Annotated in this window: 14 protein-coding genes and 1 pseudogene; 8 read left to right on the forward strand and 7 right to left on the reverse strand. The window is 69.9% G+C overall.

Annotation, left to right across the window (positions count from 1 at the left end; translation table 11 throughout):
* Nucleotides 1-43 precede the first annotated feature (43 nt).
* From recC to recD, 3 genes are read left to right on the forward strand one after another with little or no spacing between them, the layout of a single operon-like run.
* Nucleotides 44-3,391: an exodeoxyribonuclease V subunit gamma gene (recC, locus tag OC373_RS14845; protein ID WP_261997934.1), complete on the forward strand. Its 3,348-nt coding sequence runs from the start codon at nt 44-46 to the stop codon at nt 3,389-3,391.
* Nucleotides 3,388-7,029, forward strand: a complete 3,642-nt coding sequence (recB, locus tag OC373_RS14850) for an exodeoxyribonuclease V subunit beta (protein WP_261997935.1) — start codon at nt 3,388-3,390, stop codon at nt 7,027-7,029. The genes recC and recB overlap by 4 nt, the downstream gene beginning before the upstream one ends.
* Nucleotides 7,026-8,921 carry an exodeoxyribonuclease V subunit alpha gene (gene recD, locus OC373_RS14855; protein ID WP_261997936.1) on the forward strand — a complete coding sequence of 632 codons (1,896 nt, stop codon included), beginning with the start codon at nt 7,026-7,028 and terminating at the stop codon, nt 8,919-8,921. The genes recB and recD overlap by 4 nt, the downstream gene beginning before the upstream one ends.
* 14 nt (nt 8,922-8,935) lie before the next feature.
* On the opposite strand, the gene OC373_RS14860 is transcribed toward recD, so the two are convergent.
* The 6 genes from OC373_RS14860 to OC373_RS14885 form a co-directional block, all read right to left on the reverse strand.
* The gene (locus OC373_RS14860) at nt 8,936-9,331 is read right to left on the reverse strand and encodes a hypothetical protein (protein ID WP_019183988.1); all 396 of its coding nucleotides are present in this window, start codon (nt 9,329-9,331) and stop codon (nt 8,936-8,938) included.
* Nucleotides 9,332-9,416: 85 nt separating this feature from the next.
* Complete coding sequence (locus tag OC373_RS14865; protein ID WP_261997937.1) at nt 9,417-11,474, reverse strand: FUSC family protein; 2,058 nt, start codon at nt 11,472-11,474, stop codon at nt 9,417-9,419.
* Between the two features lie 3 nt (nt 11,475-11,477).
* On the reverse strand, nt 11,478-12,935 hold the full coding sequence (locus tag OC373_RS14870; RefSeq protein WP_261997938.1) for an efflux transporter outer membrane subunit: 1,458 nt from the start codon (nt 12,933-12,935) through the stop codon (nt 11,478-11,480).
* Nucleotides 12,932-13,840: an HlyD family secretion protein gene (locus OC373_RS14875; RefSeq protein WP_261997939.1), complete on the reverse strand. Its 909-nt coding sequence runs from the start codon at nt 13,838-13,840 to the stop codon at nt 12,932-12,934. Before OC373_RS14875 ends, OC373_RS14870 begins: the two co-directional genes overlap by 4 nt.
* Entirely contained in the window at nt 13,837-14,046 is a 210-nt protein-coding gene (locus OC373_RS14880; protein ID WP_261997940.1) for a DUF1656 domain-containing protein, read from the reverse strand. Before OC373_RS14880 ends, OC373_RS14875 begins: the two co-directional genes overlap by 4 nt.
* An 84-nt stretch (nt 14,047-14,130) precedes the next feature.
* The gene (locus OC373_RS14885; protein WP_261997941.1) at nt 14,131-14,586 is read right to left on the reverse strand and encodes a MarR family transcriptional regulator; all 456 of its coding nucleotides are present in this window, start codon (nt 14,584-14,586) and stop codon (nt 14,131-14,133) included.
* A gap of 159 nt (nt 14,587-14,745) precedes the next feature.
* Between OC373_RS14885 and folE the strand changes: the two genes are divergently transcribed.
* From folE to OC373_RS14905, 4 genes and pseudogenes are all read left to right on the forward strand, one after another.
* Nucleotides 14,746-15,348 (forward strand): GTP cyclohydrolase I FolE, encoded by a 603-nt coding sequence (gene folE, locus OC373_RS14890; protein WP_019183982.1) that lies wholly within the window; start codon nt 14,746-14,748, stop codon nt 15,346-15,348.
* Nucleotides 15,349-15,475: 127 nt separating this feature from the next.
* Nucleotides 15,476-16,945 (forward strand): DUF3375 domain-containing protein, encoded by a 1,470-nt coding sequence (locus tag OC373_RS14895; RefSeq protein ID WP_046274169.1) that lies wholly within the window; start codon nt 15,476-15,478, stop codon nt 16,943-16,945.
* An 88-nt stretch (nt 16,946-17,033) separates the two neighbouring features.
* Nucleotides 17,034-17,633 (forward strand): annotated as a pseudogene (locus tag OC373_RS14900) (DUF4194 domain-containing protein); the annotation flags it as partial.
* Nucleotides 17,634-17,679: 46 nt separating this feature from the next.
* Nucleotides 17,680-21,327 carry an SbcC/MukB-like Walker B domain-containing protein gene (locus OC373_RS14905; protein WP_261997942.1) on the forward strand — a complete coding sequence of 1,216 codons (3,648 nt, stop codon included), beginning with the start codon at nt 17,680-17,682 and terminating at the stop codon, nt 21,325-21,327.
* A 37-nt stretch (nt 21,328-21,364) separates the two neighbouring features.
* On the opposite strand, the gene OC373_RS14910 is transcribed toward OC373_RS14905, so the two are convergent.
* Nucleotides 21,365-22,141, reverse strand: coding sequence for a TSUP family transporter (locus OC373_RS14910; RefSeq protein ID WP_070474219.1), 777 nt, complete (start codon nt 22,139-22,141; stop codon nt 21,365-21,367).
* 62 nt (nt 22,142-22,203) lie between these two features.
* Between OC373_RS14910 and OC373_RS14915 the strand changes: the two genes are divergently transcribed.
* Nucleotides 22,204-22,599, forward strand: a complete 396-nt coding sequence (locus OC373_RS14915) for a YchJ family metal-binding protein (RefSeq protein WP_261997943.1) — start codon at nt 22,204-22,206, stop codon at nt 22,597-22,599.
* Nucleotides 22,600-22,725 lie beyond the last annotated feature (126 nt).

Genomic DNA, 22,725 nt, shown 5'->3' on the forward strand with positions numbered 1-22,725 from the left:
CCGCAGCGCTGCGTTCGTGCGTCGGCTACGGCACACTCCTGCGATGACCGACGCTGCTTCAGACTTTCGCCTGTACCACTCCAACTCGCTCGATGTGCTGGCCGCCCTGCTGGCCACGACACTGCGCACGCCGGTGCCGGGTCAATCCATCCTGGTGCCGGAGGTGGTGCTGATCCCGCAGGTGGCGATGCGCCGCTGGCTGCAATCGACCCTGGCGGCCGAGTATGGCATTGCCGCCAACCTCGCGTTCCTCACGCCGGGTGAGCTGGTCGCCCGCGCCCTCAATGCCAACGTGCCCGGGGAACATGACGATCTCAATGCCGAGGGGCTGCGCTGGCGGTTGTATGCCGCCCTGCGCGACCCGGTGTTGATGGCGCAGCCGCCGATGGCGGCGCTGCAGGCGTATCTGTCCGCGGCCGATCCGCTCAAGCCATGGGCGCTGGCGGCCGAACTGGCCTCGGTGTTCGAGAAGTACCAGGCGTGGCGTCGCGATTGGCTGCTGCGCTGGGACGCGGGCGCAGCGCCGAACGACCCGCAGGCGATCCTGTGGCGGCGCATCGCCGGCGGCGAGCAGTACCGTGCGCGCCGCATCGATGCCTACCTGGCCCGCTTCGAGGGTGCCGGGCAGCCGTTGCCGCAGGGCCTGCCGACACGCGTGTTCGCCTTCGCCACCCTCAACATCTCCCCGGACGTGCTGCGGGTGCTGGCCACCCAGGCGCGGGTCGGCACGATGCACTTCTATCTACCCACGCCGACCCAGGCCTATTGGGGCGATCTGCAAACGCTGGGTGAGAAGCTTCGCAGCGGCGCGCCCGATCCGTTCGGGGAGGCGGCGGGCGAGAACCGCCTGCTGCAGGCCTGGGGCGCGGCGGGTCGCGATTTCATGGCGGTGCTGGGCAGCTACGAGGTCGTGCACCCCTCCGGTGAGATCGCCGCGTACGACGATCCGGAAGAGGATGCGCGCCCGGACATGGCCGACGGCGGGCTGTCCGACAGCCTGCTGCACCGCCTGCAGCGCGATCTGTTCCACCGCCGCGGGCAGCCGGCGGGTGAGCTGCGCGAGGGGCTGCGCTACGACGACCCCAGCCTGCAGGTGCATGCCTGCCACACCCGCCTGCGCGAACTGCAGGTGCTGCATGACCAGCTGCGCGGCCTGCTGCAGGATCCGCGCTTCGATCCGCCGCTGCAGGCGCGCGACATCGCGGTGCTGGCACCGGACATCGACCCCTACGTGCCATACCTGGAAGCGGTGTTCGGCGGCCGCAGCGGCGGCGATGACCACATCCCCTATGCGCTGGCCGATACCAGCCCGCTGGCCGGCGAGCCGTTGGCCGATGTGTTCGTGCACCTGCTCGGGCTGCCGGTCTCGCGCTTCGGATTGAACGAAGTGCTCGATCTGCTCGCCAGTGCACCGTTGGCGGACGCCGCCGGCCTCGATGCCGCGGCGTTCGACCGCCTGCACGACTGGCTGCAGGCCGCCGGCGCGCGCTGGGGGCTGGATGCGGCCCATCGCGGCCAGCATCAGGCCCCGGTGGACGATGCGTTTACCTGGCAGTTCGCGCTGGATCGCCTGCTGCTGGGTCACGCCAGCGGCAGCGATGGCGATATCGCCGGGGTCGCGCCATGGCCGGAGCTGGAAGGCAGTGCGCTGGACGCGCTGGACCGCCTGCTCGGCCTGCTGCGCGTGCTGGCGCGCTACCAGCGCGCGCTCGGTGAGGCCATGTCGCCCGGGCAGTGGCGGCAGCGCCTGCTGGCCCTGCTCGATGCGCTGCTGCCCGAACCGCCGCAGGCGGCCAGCAGCCAGCGCGCGCTGGAGCGCCTGCGCAAACTGATCAACGAGTTCGCCCGCGATGCGGAGACCGCCGGCTTCGAGGGCGACGTGCCACCGGAGGTGCTGCGCGCCCATTTCGCCGGCGTGCTCGCCCAGGCCGATACGCGTGCACCGCTGTTGACCGGTGGCGTCAGCTTCGGCCGGATGGTGCCGATGCGCCTGCTGCCGTTCCGGGTGATCTGCGTGCTCGGCCTGAACGATGGCGATTTCCCGCGCCGCGATCCGGCTGCCGGGCTCAATCAGCTCACCGCCGAGCTGGGCACCGACAAGCGCCGGCATGGCGACCGCTCGCTGCGCGAGGACGACCGCTTCCTGTTCCTGCAGCTGTTCGCCTCAGCGCAGGACGTGTTCTACCTGAGCTACCTGGGCGCCGACCCGCGCGACGGCAGCGTGCGCGAGCCCTCGGTGCTGGTCAGCGAGCTGATCGATGCGGCGGCCGAGTACCACCTGGATCCCCCGGCGGCGGCGCGCAGGATGACCGTGCGCCATTCGCTGCAGCCGTTCGCTCCGGCCGCGTTCGGCGGGGGCGAGGAGCCGCGGCGTTTCAGCTACCGCCGCCAATGGCACCCCGCTGCCGGCTCGCTCGGCGGTGCACGTCGCGCGCTGGCGCCGTGGTTCGCCACGCCGCTGCCGCCGATGGAGAGCAGCGCTGCCGAGCCGGAACTGAGCGTGGATGCGCTGCGTCGTTTCCTCACCGATCCGGCCAGCCAGTTCCTCTCGCAACGGCTCGGCCTGCGCCTGCCCGATGACGTGGACAACGCCGACGACGTCGAGCCGCTGGTGATGGCCGCGCGCGGTGGCGACACGGTGCTGCTGCAGCAGGCCGTGATCGAGGCCACCCTCGGGCAGGACGACACGCCGCTGTACCCACGGCTGCGTGCGCGGGCGCTGCTGCCCTCCGGCGCCCTGGGCGAACGACAGTTCGCGCTGCTGAAGGCCCAGACCGAGCCTTATGCGCAGGCGCTGGCCCAGTGGCAGGCCGGTACCACGGCCGACAGCCGCCGCTACGAGGTGGATATCGACGGGGTTCGCCTGCACGGCCGCGTGGACGGAGTGCATCCGCACGGGCTGGTGCGCCTGCGCCCAGGTCCGCTCAACGGCCGTGCCGCGATCCGCCAGGGCCTGGACTGGCTGCTGGCCAATGCCGCCGGCGATGCCTTGCCGCTGGTGCAGTTCCACGAGGCAGGCGATGACGGCCTGGGTCCGCACACGCTGCCGCCGCTGGGCGCCGAGCGCGCGCAGCAGGTGCTGCGTCGCCTGCTGCAGCTGCGCAGCGAAGGGCTGCGTGCGCCACTGCTGTACGGCCCGTCCACCGGCTGGGTGCTGTACACCGCCGCCGAGGCCAGGCGCGAGGCCGAGGGCCGCGCCAAGTGGCACGGCAGCGACCGCACCTGGGGCGAGTCCACCGGCGCCGGCTACCAGCTCGCGCTGCGCGGCCACGACCCCTTCGCCAGTGCCGACAGTTACCGGCAACTGCTGCACAACAGCTTCGTGGTGTTCACCGCGGTGCGCGAAGGCCGGGTGTTCCCGGGCTTTGACGAGGAAGGAGCCCTGCGATGACCGACCACGAGCTTCTCAACGATCCCTACCTGGCGCTGCCGCTGGACGGCGTGCGCCTGATCGAGGCCAGCGCCGGCACCGGCAAGACCTTCACCCTGGCCACGCTGTTCACCCGGCTGGTGGTGGAGAAGGGCTGGCGCATCGGCCAGATCCTGGCCGTCACCTTCACCGATGCCGCCACCCAGGAACTGCGCAAGCGAATCCGCGAGCGCCTGGCCCTGGCCGCGCAGCTGGTGGAGCGCGCGCCCAGCGAACAGGACAGCCCCGATGTCGCGTTGACCCGGGTGATCCTGCAACGCCAGCTCGCCCTCGGTGAAGAGACACCCGCCGCGCTTGCGCGCCGGCTGCAGACCGCCGCCGACGAGATCGACCTCGCCTCGATCTTCACCATCCACGGCTTCTGCACCCGGGTACTGCGCGAACATGCGATGGAGAGCGGGCATACCTTCGATCCGCCGACCCTGCTGCCAAGCGAACGCGAGCTGCACGAAGAACTGGCCGCCGACCTGTGGCGCGTGCATGCCAACGACCCGGCCACGGTCGATGCGCTGACCTGGCTGTGGTCCTCGCCCGAGGCGCTGGCAGGCGATCTGTCCACGCTGATCAAGCCGTTGCCGCTGCTGCCAGCGCGGCCCACGCGTACCTTCGACGATCCCGCCCCGCAACTGCGGCTCACCGCGGCTGCGTTGGCCGAGGCGATCCAGACGCACGTCGAAGACGCCCAGGCGCAGATCGCCGTGGCGTTCGACCGCAAGGTCTTCGACGGCCGTCGTGCCAAACGGCCGAGTTTCGACAAGGCCTTCGGCGAGCTGTTGGCCGGCCGCAGCGCGCAGCACTGGCCGCGTGGCGACAAGAGCCACCTGGGCAAACTGCTGCCGGTGCAGCTGCTGGCCTTCTGCAAGGACGGCATGGAAGGCCAGTGCCCGGCCTCGCCACTGTTCGATGCGTTGCAGGCCTGGTGGCATGCCGCCGATGCGCGCGAGCAATGGCTGCGCCAGCAGGCCACCGCGTTCCTGCATGACCTGCGCGACGAAGCGCGTGCGCGCTTGGCCGAGCTCAAGCGGATCGGCCGCGTGCAGACCTACGATGACCTGATCGATGGCGTTGCCGATGCCCTGGAAGGCCCGCACCGCGCCACCCTGGTGCAGCAGCTGCGCGCGCAGTATGCGATCGCGCTGGTGGATGAGTTCCAGGATACCGATGACCGCCAGTGGGGCATTTTCCAGCGTGTGTTTGGCGACTCGGAGGAGACCCGGGACGCGGGCCTGGCACCGGCGCTGTTCCTGATCGGCGACCCCAAGCAGGCGATCTACGGCTTCCGCGGCGGCGATATCCACACCTATCTCAAGGCCAAGCGCCAGGCCGATGCCGCGCCCGCGCTGGACCGCAATTTCCGCTCGCGTCCGGCGGTGCTGCACGCGATCGAAGCGCTGTACGCCAACGCCGGTGAGCGCGCCTTCCTCGAAGCCGACATCGCCTTCGAACCGGTGCACCCCGGCAGCACCCGGATGGATGCGGATTTCCTGCGCGACGGTCTCCCCGCACCTGGCCTGACCGTGCGCGTGCTGCACAACACCGAGGGCGGCGACCTCAAGGCCGATCCCTCGCGGCAGCAGGCCAGTGATGCCTGTGTGGCCGCGATCCACCAGATCCTCAGCGAAGCCCGGCAAGGGCGCGCGCTGCTGCGCGACGTGCCGGTGCAACCCGGCGACATCGCGGTGCTGGTGCGCTCGCACAAGGAGGCCACGCGCATCCAGCAGGCGCTCGGTGCGGTAGGCATTCCCGCCGTCGCTGCGGGCAAGCAGAGCCTGTATGCCACGCCCGAAGCGCACGACCTGCGCCTGTTGCTGCTGGCGCTGCTGCAGCCGGCCGACGAAGGGCGGCTGCGCGCCGCACTGTCGACCGTGCTGCTCGGCGAAGATGCCGAGGCGATTGATGCGCTGGAGCGCGAAGGCGATGCGCAGCGCTCCTTCCAGGTGCGGCTGCTGGAATGGCGTGAGCGCTGGCAGCGCGGCGGCCCGTTCGCGGTGATCGCCGATCTCTGCGCCGAACACGCCGAGCGCCTGCTGGGCCTGCTGGATGGCGAGCGCCGCCTGACCAACTACCTGCAGCTGGGTGAACTGCTGCAGCAGGCGGCCGGGCAGACGCTGGGCATGCACGGCCTGCTCGACTGGCTTCAGGTGCAGATGGCGCATGCCGACCAGAACGACGAACAGCAGCTGCTGCGCCTGGAATCGGATGCGCGCCGCGTGCAGATCATCACCCTGCACAAGAGCAAGGGGCTGGAGTATCCGCTGGTGTTCCTGCCGTTCGTCGGCATCGGGGGGGGCGCACCGAACACCGAGGCCAACTGCACGGTGTACGCCAACGGCCGCCGCGAGCTGCACTGGAAACTGGACAAGGACGACAGCTGGAATGCGGCCAGCACGCGCAGCACCCAGGAACAGGACGCCGAAGACGCGCGCCTGCTCTACGTCGGGTTGACCCGGGCCGAGCACGCCCTGTGGATCGCCGCCGGTGATCTGGCCGGGCTGGCGAAGACCCGCCTGGCACCGATGCTGTCGGACCTGGAAGCGCTGCGTGCGCATCCGGACATCGCCGTGATCGAGGGCCCGGTGGAACCCCGCCCGGCGCAGCTCGCCTTCGAGCGCGACGGCGAACTGCCACCGGTCCGCGCGCTGACCCGCCGCGTGCCGCACGACTGGTGGGTGTACAGCTTCACCCAGCTGGCGCATGCCGACGCGGGCCACGACACCGATGCGGCCGCGACCGAAGTGCCGTCACCCGCAGCCGATGAGCCGGCCGGCGTGGACCTCAGCCTGGAAGCAGAACAACCGGCCGTGGCCAGCGAAGAGAGCGACCCGCGCTTCATGGGCAGCCGCTTCGGCAACGTGCTGCACGATGCGCTGGAAAACACCGACTTCGCCCAGTGGGGCGGCTGGCAGGCCGGCGAGACCGCACCCGGCGAAGAAGCCGAGGTCCTGCGCGCCTCGCTGCGCGCGGAAGGCTATGCCGAGGAAGACCTGGACGATGGCGTGGCCATGCTGACCGGGCTGGTCGGCCAGACCCTGACCGTGCCCCTGCCGGAAGGCGGCGCACTGCACGACCTGCCGGCCGATGCACGCCGTGCCGAGATCGAGTTCCACTTCGCGATGCAGCCGACCGCCGTTCCAGCGCTGCTGAGCCTGCTGCACGCGCACGGGCTGGTGCGTGACCGCCATGGCTTCGGCACCCGCCGGCGGCTGGAGGGGCTGATGACGGGCAAGATCGATCTCACCTACGTGCGTGCGGACCGCTGGTACGTGCTCGACTACAAATCCAATCGCCTGCCCGGCTACGACGCGGCCCGGCTGGCCAGCGCCATGCAGCACAGCGAATACGACCTGCAGGCGCTGATCTACACCGTCGCGTTGCACCGCTGGCTGCGCTTCCGGCTGGGCGCGCAGTACGACTATGCGCGCGACATGGGCGGTATCCGCTATCTGTTCTGCCGCGGCCTGGATGCCCGCCGCGACGACAGCCCGGGCCTGTATGCGCATCGCTTCGATCCGGCCCTGGTCGATGCGCTGGATGCCCTGTTCGCCGGGGGCGAACACGCCCAGGCACGCATGGCCGCGCGCGCACGGGGGGAGGCATGAGCCTGCTCACCACGCTCTACCGTGGCAACGTGCTTCGCACGCTGGACCATGCCCTGGCGCAGAGCCTGCGCAGGCTGCGCCCTGACACGCCCGACGCGGTGCTGGTCGGTGCCGCACTGGCCTCGCTGGCGGTCTCGGAAGGACACGCCGGCCTGGATCCGACCCAGCCGCAGCGCCTGATCGAGGTCGATGTCGACTGGCCGGCACCCGAGGCGTGGTTGGCGCAGCTGCAGGCGTCGCCGTGGGTGGAGGTACCCGGCGCGGAGGACGTGGTCGCTGGCGATGCACCGCTGGTGCTGGAGAACGGCCTGCTCTATCTGCGTCGCTACCGCGAATACGAACGTCGGCTTGCCGAGGGCCTGCAGCGCATCGCCACGCATCCGCTGCCCGACGCCGATCCCGGCACCCTGGCCACGCTGTTCGGCCAGCTGTTCCCGCAGGCCCACGATGGGATCGATCACCAGGCCCGCGCCGCGGCCGTCGCGCTGCGCCATCCACTGGTGCTGGTGACCGGCGGCCCCGGCACCGGCAAGACCACCACCATCGCGCGGCTGCTGGTGCTGCTTGCCGCACAGGCGGTGCAGGCCGACCAGGCATTGCCACGGGTCGCGCTCGCCGCGCCCACCGGCCGCGCGGCCGAGCGCATGGCCGAGAGCCTGCGCCTGGCCGTGCAGCGGCTGCGCCTGGTGGGCATCGCACCGGCGCTGTGCGACGCGATGCCGAGCACCGGCACCACCCTGCATCGGCTGCTCGGGGTGATCCCGGATTCGCCACGCTTCCGGCATCACCCCGACAACCCGCTGCCGTACGACGTGGTGGTGGTGGACGAGGCCTCGATGATCGACCTGCCGCTGATGACCAAGCTGGTCGAGGCGGTCGCCGATGGCACCCGGCTGGTGCTGCTCGGCGATCCGGACCAGCTGCCCTCGGTGGAAGCCGGCGATGTGCTCAGCGCGATCCTGCGTGCCAGCGGCGATGGCCTGGGTACCCAGGCTGACGATGCCCAGGCGCTGCGCGTGCTGCTCGCCCCCGATGCCCTGCAACCGCTGGCACCGCCACGCCGGTTCGCCGGCCGGCGCGTGCAGCTGCAGCGGGGCTATCGGCAGACAGACGCGCTCGATCTGGCGCCGCTGGCGCATGCCGTGCGCGACGGCAACAGCGCCACCGCGCTGGCACTGCTGAGGACGGGCACGCTGGCCGGTGTGCACTTCCATGAAGACCAGAGCGATCCGCTGCAGCATCACCGCGAGCAGCTGCTCGGGCATTGGCGCGGCCTCGGCGAAGCCGCCGATCCCGGCGTTGCGCTGGCCAATGCCGGCCGCATCCGCCTGCTCACCGCCGTGCGCGAAGGCCCACAGGGCGCGCGCGGGCTCAACGCCCGCATCGAAGCGCTGCTGGCCGGTGTGCCGCGGCCGGGCATGGCGCCGGGTTACTTCCACGGCCGGCTGCTGCTGATCACCGAGAACAGCTACCGGCACCGCCTGTTCAACGGCGACATCGGCATCTGCCTGATCGATCGCCACGGCAGCGTGACCGCGTGGTTCCCGGGCGAAACGCCGGATCAACCACGTGGCTTCCACCCGGGTGCATTGCCGGCGCACGAAAGCGCGTTCGCGATGACCGTGCACAAGGCGCAGGGCTCGGAGTTCGATGAGGTCTGGTTGCAGCTGCCGCGACGCGACAATCGCGTGCTGTCGCGCGAGCTGATCTATACCGGCATGACCCGCGCGCGGCAGGCGCTGCATGTGCTGGGCAGTGCGGAGGTGCTGGAGGCCGCATTGGCGCGGCACGCCAGCCGGCTGTCAGGTCTGGCTGCTCGCCTGCAGGGCCGCGAGGGGAGCACAGTGGCCGACGCCGTCGTGGCGGCGCCGGCCCAGGGGCAGTTGTTCTAGCCCCGTGTCCGGTCTTACTCCGGAATCACCACGGTGCCATCGGGGAACACGATGGCGCCGTCACCGCTGACATCGAAGAAGCCCAGCTGGTGGGTGTTGGCCAGCACCTGCACCAGGCCATGCGCGTTCTCGGCCACCTCGTCATCGAACGAGGCGTAGACCACGTGCTGGCCGATGCTGTAGTCGGTCACCTCCGGGCGGTCGTCTTCCTCATCGGACAGCGGACCGTCCATCGGCGGGTAATGCTCGGCGAGCGCGGCGAAGAACGCCTGCAGCGCCGGCACCGACACGGCCGGGTCGTCGTAGTCGTGCGTCTCGTTCCACTCGGTCTGCGCGTCGTACCACTGCAGGAAGGCCTCGGCCTCGCGCGGGGCGACGGCGGGGTCGAACACCATCAGGTCGTAACTCATCGGGAATCACCTTGATCCATGCGCAAATGCATGCGTCAGGATAGCCCTGATCGGCGCGGACCGGCCGGCGCGCGCCGGGGCCGGTTCAGCGCGGCGCCGGCAGGCCCGGTGCTGCCGCGGCGGGGTCGGCGGCGGCCTCGATGACCGGTGCCTCCGGGAACAGCGCATAGCGCAGCCCGATCAACCCCATCAGGGCCTCGTCGCGGGCCTTGCCCGCCTCCACGGTCTGCACGCGCTTGAGCGAGGCCTCCAGCCGTGCCTGAAGCCCGGGCGGTGCCGGCAGGGGGCGGCGTTTGGCCGCCTGCGCGCGGTAGTACGCGGCGATGTCGTCCAGGATGGCCTCGATCGCGGCCACGCTGGCCGGCGGCAGGCCGTGCCGGGAGCGGCGCAGCTGCAGGATGTTCAGGCCGATGCGCGCCTCGGTGAGCATGTCCACCGAGGCGATGTCGCTGCCTTCCGGCGTGGCTGCCAGGCGCGGTGCGAGCAGGCCGAGCAGATCCAGCATGCGCGCGGCGAACTGCTGGCGATCCTGCTGGCCGCGGCCCTCGGCCGCATCGGCCAGCGTGGTCCAGCCTTGGCGCACCAGCCGGCGCGCGGTCCACTCGGCACCCACCGAGCGGAACAGCCGGGTCATCACCACCGCAAAGCCGATGCCGATGAACATCGCCACGGCGGAGTTGATGAAGCTCTGGATGTTGGCGCTGTAGGTGTTCTGCACGTTCAGCAGCGCCACCAGGTTCACCGTCAGCGGCAAGCCAATCAACGCGGTCTTGGGCCGATGCAGCAGCAGGCCCAGTGGCAGGAAGATCACCGCCAGCACCAGGGCCAGGCTGCCGAAGTCGTGCACGGCAGGGAAGATCCCGAACAGGTACACGCCGGCCACCAGGCTGGCCACGATGGCCCAGAGCAGGAAGGACAGCATGCTCGGTGCGGGATCATCCTGCGCGGCGAAGAACGCGGCGGCCACCGCGGCCATCATCGCGCCGTTGCCACCGCCTTCCCAGCCCAGCCCGATCCACAGCACGCAGTAGGTCATCAGGGCGACACCGGCACTGGCCGCGGAGAACAGCGCCATCCCGTAGTCCACATGGCGCACATGGTCCACGCGCTGGGCGCGCACGCGGTAGTGCGCGGTATCGCTCGGCGCGGTGCCGGCATCGATGGCAGCGTGCAGGGTGGTGCAGTCCTGCCAGAGGTCGACCAGTTCTTCCAGGCGCAGCAGCAGGGTCACCAGCAGCAGATGATCCAGCTCGCCATCCACCGCCGGCTTGAGCGCGACGATGCGCGCGCGCAGCGTGGCGTAGGCGCTGGCACTGGAGCGGCCGGGCTGCTCCAGCCACTGCGCCAGATCGGCGATCAACGGCTCCAGCCCCGGTGGCAGCGCGCGGCCACCCGCGCGCAGCGCACCGAGCCGGTCGGCGATCGAGGACAGCACCGGCAGCATCAGCAGCATGCGTTCGCGCAGGCGCTCCATCGAGACCGCCGCCCCGGCGTGGCGGGGGTCGTCGCGACGCATGAACTCGATCAGCGCTTCGAACTGGACCAGATCGGCGGCCAGGCGGTTGCGCGGTCCATGCGCGTGACCGCGCGAGAGGATCTGCCGGCACCAGTCGGCGGCATCGCCCATCCAGCCGCCGATCCGCGCGCGCAGCATCGGCCGCACCGAGGCGGGGAAGAACAGCGAGGCGAACAGTACCGCCACCACGGTGCCGAGGATGATCTCCTCGCTGCGCGCCACCACGGTGTCGAAGATGGTGTCCGGCGAGGTCACCGCCGGGAAGCCGATGAAGGCGGTGGTGTAACCGGCCAGCAGGAACGCGTAGCCGCGCGGGCCTCGGTTGAGCAGGGCGATGAACAGGCAGGTGGACAGCCACAGCGACATCGCCGCGCTCAGCAGCAGCGGCGTTTCCACCAGGTGCGGCAGCATCCACAGCGTGGCCGCACCGGCGATGAGGGTGCCGAGGATGCGGTCGGCGCCCTTGGCGCGGGTCGGGCCCAGCATCGGTTGGGTCACGATGTAGACCGTGGCCATCGCCCAGTACGGGCGCGAGAGATTGCCGGCCAGCCCGATGTACAGCGCGGCCAGCGCCGCCAGGAAGGTCTTGACCGAGAACAACCAGGCCTGTCTGTCCAGCAGCAGCATGGCTTACCTCGCGGCCGTGCCGGCGGCGACGGCGTCGGCATTCCAGCCCCCGCCGAGCACCAGGAACAACTGGATCTGGTCGCGCGAGACCTGCGCCTGGGCATCGGCGAGCGTCGCATCGGCGCTGGCCAGGCTGCGGTCCGCGTCCAGGCTGGCCAGGTAGGGCGTGCGCCCGCCCTGGTACAGGCGGCGGTTCTGGCTGGCGGCCAGGTCGGCCTGCTGCTGCGCCTGCTGCAGGAACTGAAGGCGCTGCAGGTCTTGGGCATAGCGGCTCAGCGCGGTCTGGGTTTCGCGCAGGGCCTGCAGCACGCTGTGGTCGAACTCGGCCAGCGCCGCATCGGCACCGGCTTCGGTGGCGTGGATGCGTGCATGCGTGCCGGAGGAGGGCAGCGTCCAGGAGATCAGCGGGCCGATCGACCACTGCTGGGTCAGCGGCGTGCCGAAGTCTTCCAGCAGGCCGGCCGCACCGAGCGAGGCGCCGAGGCGGATGTCCGGGTAGAGCTCGGCGGTGGCCACGCCGATCCGCGCGGTGGCGGCAGCCAGCTTGCGCTCGGCCTGGCGGATGTCCGGGCGGCGCTGCAGCAGCGCGCGGCCATCGCCGATCGGCAGCGCCTGGGCCAGGGTCGGGGCCTGGCTGCAGTCGCTCACGCCGTCGGGCAGCTGGCCCGGGGTGCGGCCGAGCAGGGCGGCCAACTGGTATTCGGCGGCCTGCCGGTGCGCGCGAAGCGGCGGCAACGCGGCCTGCAGCATCGCCACCTGGGCGTTGGCACGCGCCAGCTCCGGCGGGGTGCCGCGGCCGGCGGTGATCAAGCGCTGGGTGACCTCGCGGCTGCGCTGCTGCAGCTGCAGCGAGTGCTCGGCCACATGCAGTTCGTGGTTGGCGTGGCAGATGTCGACGTAACTGCCGGCCACCTGCGCCACCAGCGACACGCGCGCCAGGTCCATCGCGGCGGCGGTGGCCTGCTCGTCGGCATGCGCGGCTTCGGAGGCGCGCTTGAGCTTGCCGAACAGATCGAATTGATAGGACACCGCGAACTTGCCGTCGGCCAGGTTGATCGGCGGCAGTTCGTGTTCAAGCAGGAATGATTCGGCCGACAGCTGCGCGCGGCTCACCCCGGCCTCGGCCTCGTATTCGAACCCACCGGCATCCAGCGCCTGCTCGTACACGGCAGCAGCGCGACGCAGGTTGGCATCGGCCACCTTGAGTTCCACGTTGTCGCGCAGCGCCTGCTGCACCAGCGCGTTGAGGGTGTCGTCCTGGTACAGCTCCCACCAGCGTGCGGGCAGCGCGGCGCCAGCGGCGACCTGCGGGTTGCCGGTGTCGAGGAAGGCGGCATTGGCCTCCGGCCGCTGGAACGCGGAGCCGGCCGGCACCGCGTAGTCCGGGCCGACGGTGCGGCACGCGGCCAGCGTGGTCAGCGCCAGCCCCAGCGCGATGCGGTGCAGCGCCGGGCGGTTCACAGTGCCGTCCGTGCCGGTTGTGCCGGCGTGGCCGGCGCGGTGTCCGGCTGGATGGTGACGGTGGCGGTACGCCCGGCGATCAGGTTGACCCCGGCCGGCACGCGGTCGATATGGATGCGCACCGGGATGCGCTGGGCCAGCCGCACCCAGTCGAAGGCCGGGGTCACGTTCGGCAGCAGGCTGCTGCCTTCGCTGCGGTAACGGTCTTCGATGCCGGCGGCGATGCTCTGCACGTGGCCCTGCAGCGGCTGCGCCTCGCCCATCAGGCGGATGTCGACCTTCTGGCCGGCATGCACGCCCTGCAGGCGGGTTTCCTCGAAGTAGCCATCCACGCGGAACGAGGCGGTATCGAGCACGGCCATCACCGGGCGCCCGGCGGTCACATAGTCACCGGCACGCACGGTGCGGTCGTTGACGTGGCCATCGCTGGGGCTGCGCACTTCAGTGCGCGCCAGGTTGAGCTTGGCCAGATCCACCGCGGCCTGTGCGGTCGCCATCGAGGCCTGCGCGGCGAGCAGCTTGGCGCGGCGCACTTCGGCATCCTCGGCGGCGACCAGATCCTGCAGGCTACGGTCACGCGCGATCTCGCGGCGCAGCTGGTCCAGCGTGGCGCGGCGCTCGCCCAGGGCGGCCTGGGCCTGCTCCAGCGCGATCTCATAGCGCGCCCGGTCGACCACGAACAGCACCTCACCGCGCTTGACCGGCTGGTTGTCGGCCACCTTCACCGCTTCCACCAGCCCGGACACATCCGGCGCCACCTGCACCACGTCGGCGCTGACGTGCGCATCGCGCGTCCACGGTTCGTCCATGTAGTACGCCCACAGGTGACGCAGCACCAGCACGGCGGCCACCACGGCCACGACGGTCAATACGACCGGGAATGTCTGCTTGAGGATCTTGTTCACGATTGCATCCAACGCATCAGGGAAAACAACCCGCCGAGCACGATCACGTACAGGGCCAGGTTGAACAGGGCGGGGTGCCAGATGTGGCGGTAGGCGCCGGTGCGCTGCAGGACCACGCGCAACCCGCTCTTGAGCAGGTAGGCAAGCAGCATCAGCCCGAGCAGGGTCGGGACGAACACACCATAGAGACTGAATTCACCGTACATCGAGGCAAAGGATTCGCAGGGGAGCGGAAAGGGGATCGCCCGGCGTCGAGGGACGACACCGGGCGGCACAACGGGGGAACAGGCTTACGTCACGCGATCGGCAGCGTCGGCCAGCAGCTGCCACAGCTTCAGCACGGTGCGCAGTTCATCCATGGACAGCTCGCCGAACACGTCCTGGCGCAGGCCGATCAACTGGGTTTCCAGCTCGCTGACCAGGGCCTGGCCCTTGTCGGTCAGCCACAGCAGGTTGGCGCGGCGGTCGCTGGCGTCGCATTCGCGGCGGACCAGGTCGCTGGCGGCCAGCTTGTCCAGCAGGCGTACCAGCGACGGGCCTTCCATGCCCAGCTGATGGGCCAGTGCCACTTGGCGGATACCCCCGCCGGCGCGCCCGATCATCAGCAGCGGCATGGTGCAGGCGGCGGAGATGCCGTAGCTGCCCAGGGCCTGGTCGGCCAGGCGCTGCCACTGCCGCCCTGCGTACAGCAGGCCGGAACTGAGCTGCATCTGCAGCTGGGTGCGTTCGTCGAAGGATCGGTTCATCAGAATAGATAGGATACTACTAATTTCCCTCCTATCAATACCTCCGGCACAACCGTCGCCCAACGAGGGCCTGCGCGGGCAGGGCCACCGAGCCCCGGCGCAGGACGCCCGAGGGGTCTGTCGGGTACGATGCTCGCCCCCCTTCGGGTGCTGTATGTAATGAGCAAGCAAGACAACGACGCCAACCCCGTCACCCAGGCCGAGGCCGAATCGGCGGTGCGCACCCTGCTGCGCTGGGCCGGTGAAGATCCGACCCGCGAAGGCCTGCTGGATACCCCGCGCCGCGTCGCCGAAGCCTATGGCGACTGGTTCAGCGGCTACCGCGATGACCCGCGCGCCTACATGGAGCGGACCTTCGAGGAAGTGGCCGGCTACGATGAACTGATCGTGCTGCGCGACATCGAGTACGAAAGCCACTGCGAACACCACATGGCGCCGATCATCGGCCGCGTGCACGTCGGCTACCTGCCGGCCGGCAAGGTGGTGGGCATCAGCAAGCTGGCCCGCGTGGTCGAGGCGTACGCACGCCGCTTCCAGGTCCAGGAAAAGATGACCGCGCAGATCGCCCAGTGCATCCAGGACGTGCTGCAGCCGGTCGGCGTGGGCGTGGTGGTGGAAGGTGCGCACGAGTGCATGACCACCCGCGGCATCCACAAGCGTGGCGTCAGCATGGTCACCTCCAAGATGCTGGGCAGCTTCCGCGAGGACGCGCGTACCCGCGCCGAGTTCCTGCGTTTCATCGAAGTGGGCGGCAAGCGCTGATTCCCCGCGCCGTCGCGCGCGGCCGGCAGGTGCTGGGCTTCGGCCCGGCCCTGCGGGTGCGTGCGCGTCCCGTTTCCCTCCCGGCCGCTGCGACCCGCGCGGCCCGTCTTCCTGTCCCCGGTCTCGAATGAAGCATCGCGAGCGCATTACCCGTTACCGCCACCTGCGCGAACAATCGCAGTGGAAGCTGCTGGCGGCCGATCACGCGCCGGAGATCATCGGCCTGCTGCAGAGCCTGCTGATGCAGGACGAGCGGACCCTGTCCACCGCGGTGCTGCACGAACGCCTGCAGCGCGCGCTGGATGATCTGAAGGCCGATGAACTGTCGCGCGATCTGCCGCGCACCGCGCAGGCCTACATCGCCCACTGGCTGGCCCAGGGCTGGCTGGAACGCCGCCTGCCCGAGGGTGCCGACCAGGAACAGTACGAACTGTCCACCCAGGCCGCGCAGGCGATCCGCTTCGCCGACAGCCTGGAGCAGGCACGCGCCGCCGCTACGGAGAGCCGGCTGGCATTGGTGATCGAGCAGCTCTCGCAGCTGGCCGCGCTGACCGAATCCAATCCGGATGCGCGCCTGTCCGCGCTGCGCGACGAGCGCGACCGCATCGATGCCGAGATCGCCCGCGTCAGCGGCGGCAAGGTGTCATCGCTGGATGGCAAGCGCGCGCTGGAACGGACCCGCCAGATCATCGGCCTGGCCGACGAACTGACTGAAGATTTCCGCCGCGTGCGTGACGACTTCGAACGCCTCAACCGCGAATTCCGCGAACGCATCATCGATGACGAAGGCGAGCGCGGCGACGTGCTCTCCAAGCTGTTCGAAGGCGTGGATGTGATCGGTGACAGCGATGCCGGGCGCAGCTTCGACGCGTTCTGGCGCCTGCTCAACGATGCCGAACAGAGCGCCCAGCTCGACGCCGCGCTGGAGACCGTGCTTGCCCGTGGCTTCGCCCGCAAGCTGGACCGCAACGAACGCACCTTCTTGCGCGGCTTCACCACCACCATGCTCGAGCGCGGTGGCCAGGTCCACGATGTGCTGCAGCACTTCGCGCGCAGCCTGCGTGGCTTCGTGCAGAGCCGCGGCTACCTGGAACAGCGCCGCCTCAACCAGCTGCTGAAGCAGGCCCAAGGCGAGGCGCTGGGCCTGCGCGACCACATCCCGGCCCAGCGCAGCATCGGCCGCGACCTGCAGCTGACTACCAGCCGCCTGCGTTCGCTCTCGCAATGGAAGCTGCACGACCCGCGCCAGGCGCAGGTCGATGGCAGCGTGCAGCGCAACGACACCGCCGCGATCTCGCTGGAGAGCGTCGGCGATCTCGTCGCCGCCTCGGAAATCGACTTCCGCACCCTGCGCCGCGATCTGCACGACCTGCTTGGCGAGCAGCCGCGGCTGTCGATCGCGCAGGTGCTCGACCACCGTGAGGCCCCGCAGGGGCTGGGCAGCATCATCGGTTACCTCTCCCTCGGCACCCGCCATGGCGAGGTCGCCACCGATCAACAGGAGATCGCGCAATGGCGCGGCGGCGATGGCCAATGGCGTCGCGCCCGCATTCCGCTGATCTGGTTCACCCAGGAGAAACGCCATGAGCTGGCATGAACAATCCACCGACACCCCGATCGACGGCGGCGCCGACGAGCATGACGACGAGCCGGTCGTGGTGACGCCGGTCCTGCGACGCAGCAACGATGTCTTCTACATGGGCGACACCGGCCGGCTGCCGCTCGATGGCCGCCGCGCGCTGTGCCAGCTGCTGATCGGCCCCAGCATCGACCAGCTGCGCCACGCCAAGCTGTGGCCGGCGCTGATCCGCAGTGAAGCGGCGATCCGTTCGGCGCTCTCGGACCTGTTCCTGGAGCTGGTGCTGGACCGCGAGAGCGGGGTGGCCTTCACCCGCCAGGCCGATACCGAAGATATCGACGCGCCGGTGCTGCTGCGTACCTCGCCGCTGACCTTCATCGACTCGGTGCTGCTGCTGCACCTGCGCCAGCAGCTGGCTGAAGCCGATGCACGCGGCGTGCGCGCGGTGGTCGAAGATGGCGAGCTGGCCGAAGCACTGGCCGTGTACGAGCGCCACCTGTCCACCGACCGCGCCGGCTTCAACCGCCGCGTCGCCAGTGCCGTGCAGAAGATGAAGGACAACCACATCCTCACCCGCCTTGGCGGTGACGATGCGCGTCATGAAGTCTCGCCGGCACTGAAACTGATGTTCTCCGCCGAAGATGTCGCCGCCCTGGCCCAGGTGTACCGCCGCCTGCGCGAAGCGCCGGCCGACCTCGACGCCTGAGCGCGCGCCCGCGCGCCGCTGCCCTGCCTGGATTGCTAGCCCTGCCATGACCGTCCACATTCCCGCACCCGCCCTGTTCCCCGGCGACCAGCCCGACCCGCGCGCGCAGCAGTTCCGCATGCGCCGCCTGCAGGTCCACAACTGGGGCACCTTCTCCGGCCTGACCGAAGTGCCGATCGCCGAACGTGGCTTCCTGTTCGTCGGCCGCTCCGGCTCGGGCAAGTCGACCCTGCTCGATGCGATGTCCGCGCTGCTGGTGCCGCCGGCCCTGGTCGACTTCAACGCCGCCGCGCGCGAAGCCGAACGCAGTGGCCGCGACCGCAACCTGGTCTCCTATGTGCGTGGCGCGTGGGCTGACCAGCAGGACAGCGGCACCGGCGAGATCGCCACCCAGTACCTGCGCAAGGGCGCCACCTGGACCGCGCTGGTGCTGGAGTACCGCAGCAACGACGGCCGCATCGTCAGCCTGGTGCGGCTGTTCTGGATCGCCGGCAACGGCGCCGCCGCGGCCGATGTGCGCAAGCACTACATGGTCGCAGAGCGCAGCTTCGACATCGCGCGCGACCTCGGCGGCTTCGACCTGGACCTGCGCAAGCTCAAGCAGCGCCTGGGCGATGTGCATCACTTCGACAGCTTCGCCAGCTATGCCGAATGGTTCCGCCACGTGCTCGGGATCGAGAACGAAATGGCGCTGCGCCTGCTGCACAAGACGCAGTCGGCGAAGAACCTCGGCGATCTGAACGTGTTCCTGCGCGACTTCATGCTCGATGCGCCGCGCACCTTCGATGCCGCCGAGCGCCTGGTCGATGATTTCGCCGAACTCGATGGCGCCCACCAGGCCGTGGTCACCGCGCGCCGCCAGGTCGAAACGCTGCTGCCGGCGCGCGGTCACTACGCCGATCTGCAGGCACTGCGCCGCCAGCGTGAAGACCTGGACGAGATGAAGCTGGGCATCGACGGTGTGCGCGAGCAGCGTCGCCTGGCCCTGCTCGAGGCTCGCCTGCTGGAACTGGACACCCGCGACCGCGGCCTGTCCGGTGAAGAAGGCCAGCGCCGCAGCGCGCTGGAGAACCATGAAAGCCACCTCGCCGAACTGGAGGCGCAGCGTCGCCAGCAGGGCGGCGAGCGCATCGAAGAGCTGGAGCGCGAACAGGGCCGTGTCGCCCAGGAACGCGACCGCCGCCTGGCCAAGCGCAACCAGGCCAACCATGCCAGCCGCGAGCTCGGCGAAACCCTGGCCGAGACCGCGCACGGCTTCGCCGAACAGCTGGCCCGCGCCCAGGCCAGACTGGACGACGGCCAGCGTGCCGCGGCCGAGCTGGATGAAGCCATCGCCGAGCGCATGGGCGGCAAGCGCGATGACGAGCGCCGCTTTGCCGAGGTGCGTTCGGAACTGGAGGCGCTCAAGCGCACCCCGTCCAGCATTCCGGCGCCGATGCAGCAGCTGCGCGCGCGCCTGAGCAGCGACACCGGCATTCCCGAGGCGGCGCTGCCGTTCGTGGGTGAACTGCTGCAGGTCCGCGATGAAGACGCCGCGTGGCAGGGCGCGATCGAGCGTGTGCTGCATGGCTTCGCGCAGTCGCTGCTGGTCGATGAGCGCCACCATGCCCAGGTCTCGGAGTGGATCAACCAGACCCACCTCGGTACCCGCCTGGTGTATTACCGCGTGCGCCGCAACGATGATGCGCTGCATGGCCGCGAGCCGGGGGCACGCTCGCTGCTGCACAAGCTGGTGCTGCGCGAGCACGGCTATGCCGGCTGGCTGCGCCGCGAGCTGGGCAAGCGCTTCGACTACGAATGCGTCGATGCGCGCCACCTGCGCGATACCGACCGCGGCATCACCAAGGAAGGCCAGGTCAAGCACCCGGGCGAGCGTTTCGAGAAGGACGATCGCCACAACATCAGCGACCGCCGCCGCTGGCTGCTCGGCTTCAACAACCGCGACAAGCTGGACCTGTACGAGCGCGAAGCGATCGAACTGGCGCAGCGCATCGCCGCCTGCGACAGCGACGTGGCCGGCCTGCGCGCGCAGCGCGAACAGGATGGCAAGGCCCGCCTGGCCTGCCATCAACTGTGCACGCTGGGCTGGGACGAGATCGATGTGGCCGCGCCGCTGCAGCGCCTGGACGACATCGCCCAGGCCCTGCACGACCTGCGCGAAGGCAATGCCGACCTGCGCAGGCTCGGCGAACAGATCGAAAAGACCCGGGCCGATGTGGCCCAGGCCAAGCGCACCTATGAAGACGTGCGCGTGGAGCGCGGCCAGCTCGGCCGTGAGCACGAACGCCTGGCACGCCTGCACGAGCAGTGCGCGCCGCTGGCCAAGCGCGTGGTCACCCCCCTCCAGCAGCAGGGCCTGGACGAACGCCTCAAGGCGCTCGGCGTGCTCAGTCTGGAAAACCTGGAAGCGCACTTCCGGCAGATCAGCAACACCCTCAACGAACAGCTCGGCGGTTCCCAGGCCGAACACAACCGGCTGGAGAACCTGCTGCTGGGCTGCTTCCGCCGCTACTGCCAGGCCTGGCCGGAAGACAGCGGCGACTTCACCGTGAGCCTGTCCAGCGCCGACGATTTCCTGGCCCGCCTGCAACGGCTGGAGAACGATGGCCTGCCGCAGCACGAGGCGCGCTTCTTCGATCTGCTGCAGAGCCAGAGCAAGAACAACCTGCTGGCCCTGCAGCGCCACACCGCCGAGGCGCGCAAGTCGATCGCCCAGCGCCTGGACGAGGTCAATGCCTCGCTGGAGCAGGTGCCGTTCAACCGCGGCACGCTGCTGACCATTGAACTCACCGACCGCCGTCTGCCCGAGGTGCTGGATTTCCACCAGCGCCTGCGCGATGTCCTGTCCCAGCAGCAGACCGAGCAGCGTGAACTGGCCGAAGCGCAGTTCGCGGTGCTGCGTGAACTGGTGGCCAAGCTCGGCTCGCAGGAAGGCGAGGACAAGCGCTGGCGCGAGCTGGTACTCGACGTGCGCCTGCATGTGGAATTCGTCGGCGTCGAGCTCGATGCCGCCACCCGCCAGCAGGTCGAGATCTACCGCAGCGGCGCGGGCAAATCCGGCGGCCAGCGCCAGAAGCTGGCCACCACCTGCCTGGCGGCCGCGCTGCGCTACCAGCTCGGTGGTGCCGACGGCCAGCTGCCCAGCTACGCGGCAGTCGTGCTCGATGAAGCCTTCGACAAGGCCGACAACGAGTTCACCGCGCTGGCGATGAACATCTTCGACAACTTCGGGTTCCAGATGGTCGTGGCCACGCCGCTGAAGTCGGTGATGACGCTGGAGCCGTTCATCGGCGGTGCGTGCTTCGTGGAGATCAGCGGTCGCCACGACTCCGGCGTACTGCTGATCGAGTACGACGACGAAGGCAAGCGCCTGAAGCTGCCCGAACGCGCCCGCGCCGGCGGTGAGACCGCGGTGGCGACGGTATCGGTGGCGCCCGTGATCGCATCGCCTGCGGAGGTCGAGGTGCCAGGGCAGGCCGCCGATGCCGTGATCGCCGAACCGGCTGCCGGGCAGGCCGATGCCGCAACAGCGACGCCGGATGCACCGTCACCGGCATCGCGCCCGAAGAAAGCCGCGGCCAAGGCACCGGCCAAAGCACCCGCCAAAGCGCCGGCCAGGAAGGCCGCCAGCAAGGCGGCGGCCAGGCCGGCGCCCAGGACCGCCGCGAAGAAGCCGGTCAAGCCCAAGCGTTGAGCAATCGACGGGTCAGCCCCAGGGCTGGCCCGTTCTGTCAGCCGGCGAAGGTATCCCAGCCCATCCGGGCGATCAGCACCACCACCAGGCCGACGAACAGCTTGCGGATGAAGGGCGTGCCACCGCGCAGCGCCATCCGCGTGCCGACCACCGAGCCGATGATGTTGGCCGCGGCCATCGGCAGCGCGAACAGCCACAGGATGTTGCCGGTCGGCACGAAGAACGAGATTGCCGCCACGTTGGTGGCCAGGTTCACCACCTTGGAGGCGGCCGAGGCGCGCAGGAAGTCCAGCCCGAAGAAACGCACGAACAGGAAGATCAGGAAGCTGCCTGTGCCCGGCCCGAAGAAGCCGTCGTAGAACCCGATCACCGCACCGATCGCCAGCGCGGTCACCAGCTCCTTGCGGCCGATCTCGCGCGGGCGGTGCAGGGCACCGAAGTCCTTCTTCCACAGCGTGTAGCCGAGCATCGCCACCAGCAGCACCAGCACCAGCGGGCGCACCGCGTCCTTGGGCAGCAGGCTGACCGCCGTGGCGCCGGCGAAGGAGAACACGAAGGCCGTGCCCGCGGCGAACAGCACTGGTCGCCACGGGAAGCGCACATTGCGTGCATAGCGGAACGCCGCCGCTGCCGTACCGAACATCGAACTGAATTTGTTGGTGCCGAACAGCATCGCCGGCGTGTGCTGCGGCAATACGGTGAACAACCCGGGCAACTGCACCAGCCCGCCGCCGCCGACCGCGGCATCGACCAGACCGGCGATGAAGGCGATCGCCACCAACCACAACAGCTCAGGGGGAACCAGCTCAAGCACGGCGGGACATCGCGGCAGAAGGCGCGCCAGCATACGCCCGGTCATCGCGCGACAATACCCCCATGACCACCGCCAACTCCGATCCCTGTCCCTGCGGCCGCCCCGTGGCCTACACCGCCTGCTGCGGCCGCTATCACGCCGGCGCGCCCGCCCCGGATGCCGAAGCGCTGATGCGTTCGCGTTACAGCGCCTATGTGCGCCACCTGGCCGACTACCTGCTGGCCAGCTGGCACCCATCCACGCGCCCGGCCGAGCTGTCGCTGGAGGAAGCGCCCGGCCAGCGCACCCACTGGCTGGGGCTGACGATCCAGGCCCACACGCAGTCGGAGCCGGACCACGCCCAGGTCCGGTTCCTTGCCCGTTACAAGGTGGGCGGCGGCAGTGCGGTGAAGATGCTCGAGCACAGCCGCTTCGTGCGTGAAGAGGGGCGCTGGTTCTATCTCGACGCGCTGCCCTGACCCAACGAGGCCGCACGCACCCCCAGCGCCGTCGCCCCGGGCGCTTACGGGGGGCGCGTATTCAACTTGAACGCTGTCACCAGACCGATGCCGTGCCATGACGTGGCACTCACTCCGGCTGGTCGA

The organism is Stenotrophomonas sp. Ste96, from assembly GCF_024519495.1.
Classification (GTDB): Bacteria; Pseudomonadota; Gammaproteobacteria; order Xanthomonadales; family Xanthomonadaceae; genus Stenotrophomonas; species Stenotrophomonas bentonitica_A.

Excerpts from the sequence above, each read along its gene's own strand:
- OC373_RS14880 (WP_261997940.1), bottom strand. The coding sequence starts at position 14,046 with ATGTACGGTGAATTCAGTCTCTATGGTGTGTTCGTCCCGACCCTGCTC.
- recD (WP_261997936.1), top strand. The coding sequence starts at position 7,026 with ATGAGCCTGCTCACCACGCTCTACCGTGGCAACGTGCTTCGCACGCTG.
- OC373_RS14860 (WP_019183988.1), bottom strand. The coding sequence starts at position 9,331 with ATGAGTTACGACCTGATGGTGTTCGACCCCGCCGTCGCCCCGCGCGAG.
- OC373_RS14905 (WP_261997942.1), top strand. The coding sequence starts at position 17,680 with ATGACCGTCCACATTCCCGCACCCGCCCTGTTCCCCGGCGACCAGCCC.
- recB (WP_261997935.1), top strand. The coding sequence starts at position 3,388 with ATGACCGACCACGAGCTTCTCAACGATCCCTACCTGGCGCTGCCGCTG.
- folE (WP_019183982.1), top strand. The coding sequence starts at position 14,746 with ATGAGCAAGCAAGACAACGACGCCAACCCCGTCACCCAGGCCGAGGCC.
- OC373_RS14885 (WP_261997941.1), bottom strand. The coding sequence starts at position 14,586 with ATGAACCGATCCTTCGACGAACGCACCCAGCTGCAGATGCAGCTCAGT.
- recC (WP_261997934.1), top strand. The coding sequence starts at position 44 with ATGACCGACGCTGCTTCAGACTTTCGCCTGTACCACTCCAACTCGCTC.
- OC373_RS14865 (WP_261997937.1), bottom strand. The coding sequence starts at position 11,474 with ATGCTGCTGCTGGACAGACAGGCCTGGTTGTTCTCGGTCAAGACCTTC.
- OC373_RS14915 (WP_261997943.1), top strand. The coding sequence starts at position 22,204 with ATGACCACCGCCAACTCCGATCCCTGTCCCTGCGGCCGCCCCGTGGCC.
- OC373_RS14895 (WP_046274169.1), top strand. The coding sequence starts at position 15,476 with ATGAAGCATCGCGAGCGCATTACCCGTTACCGCCACCTGCGCGAACAA.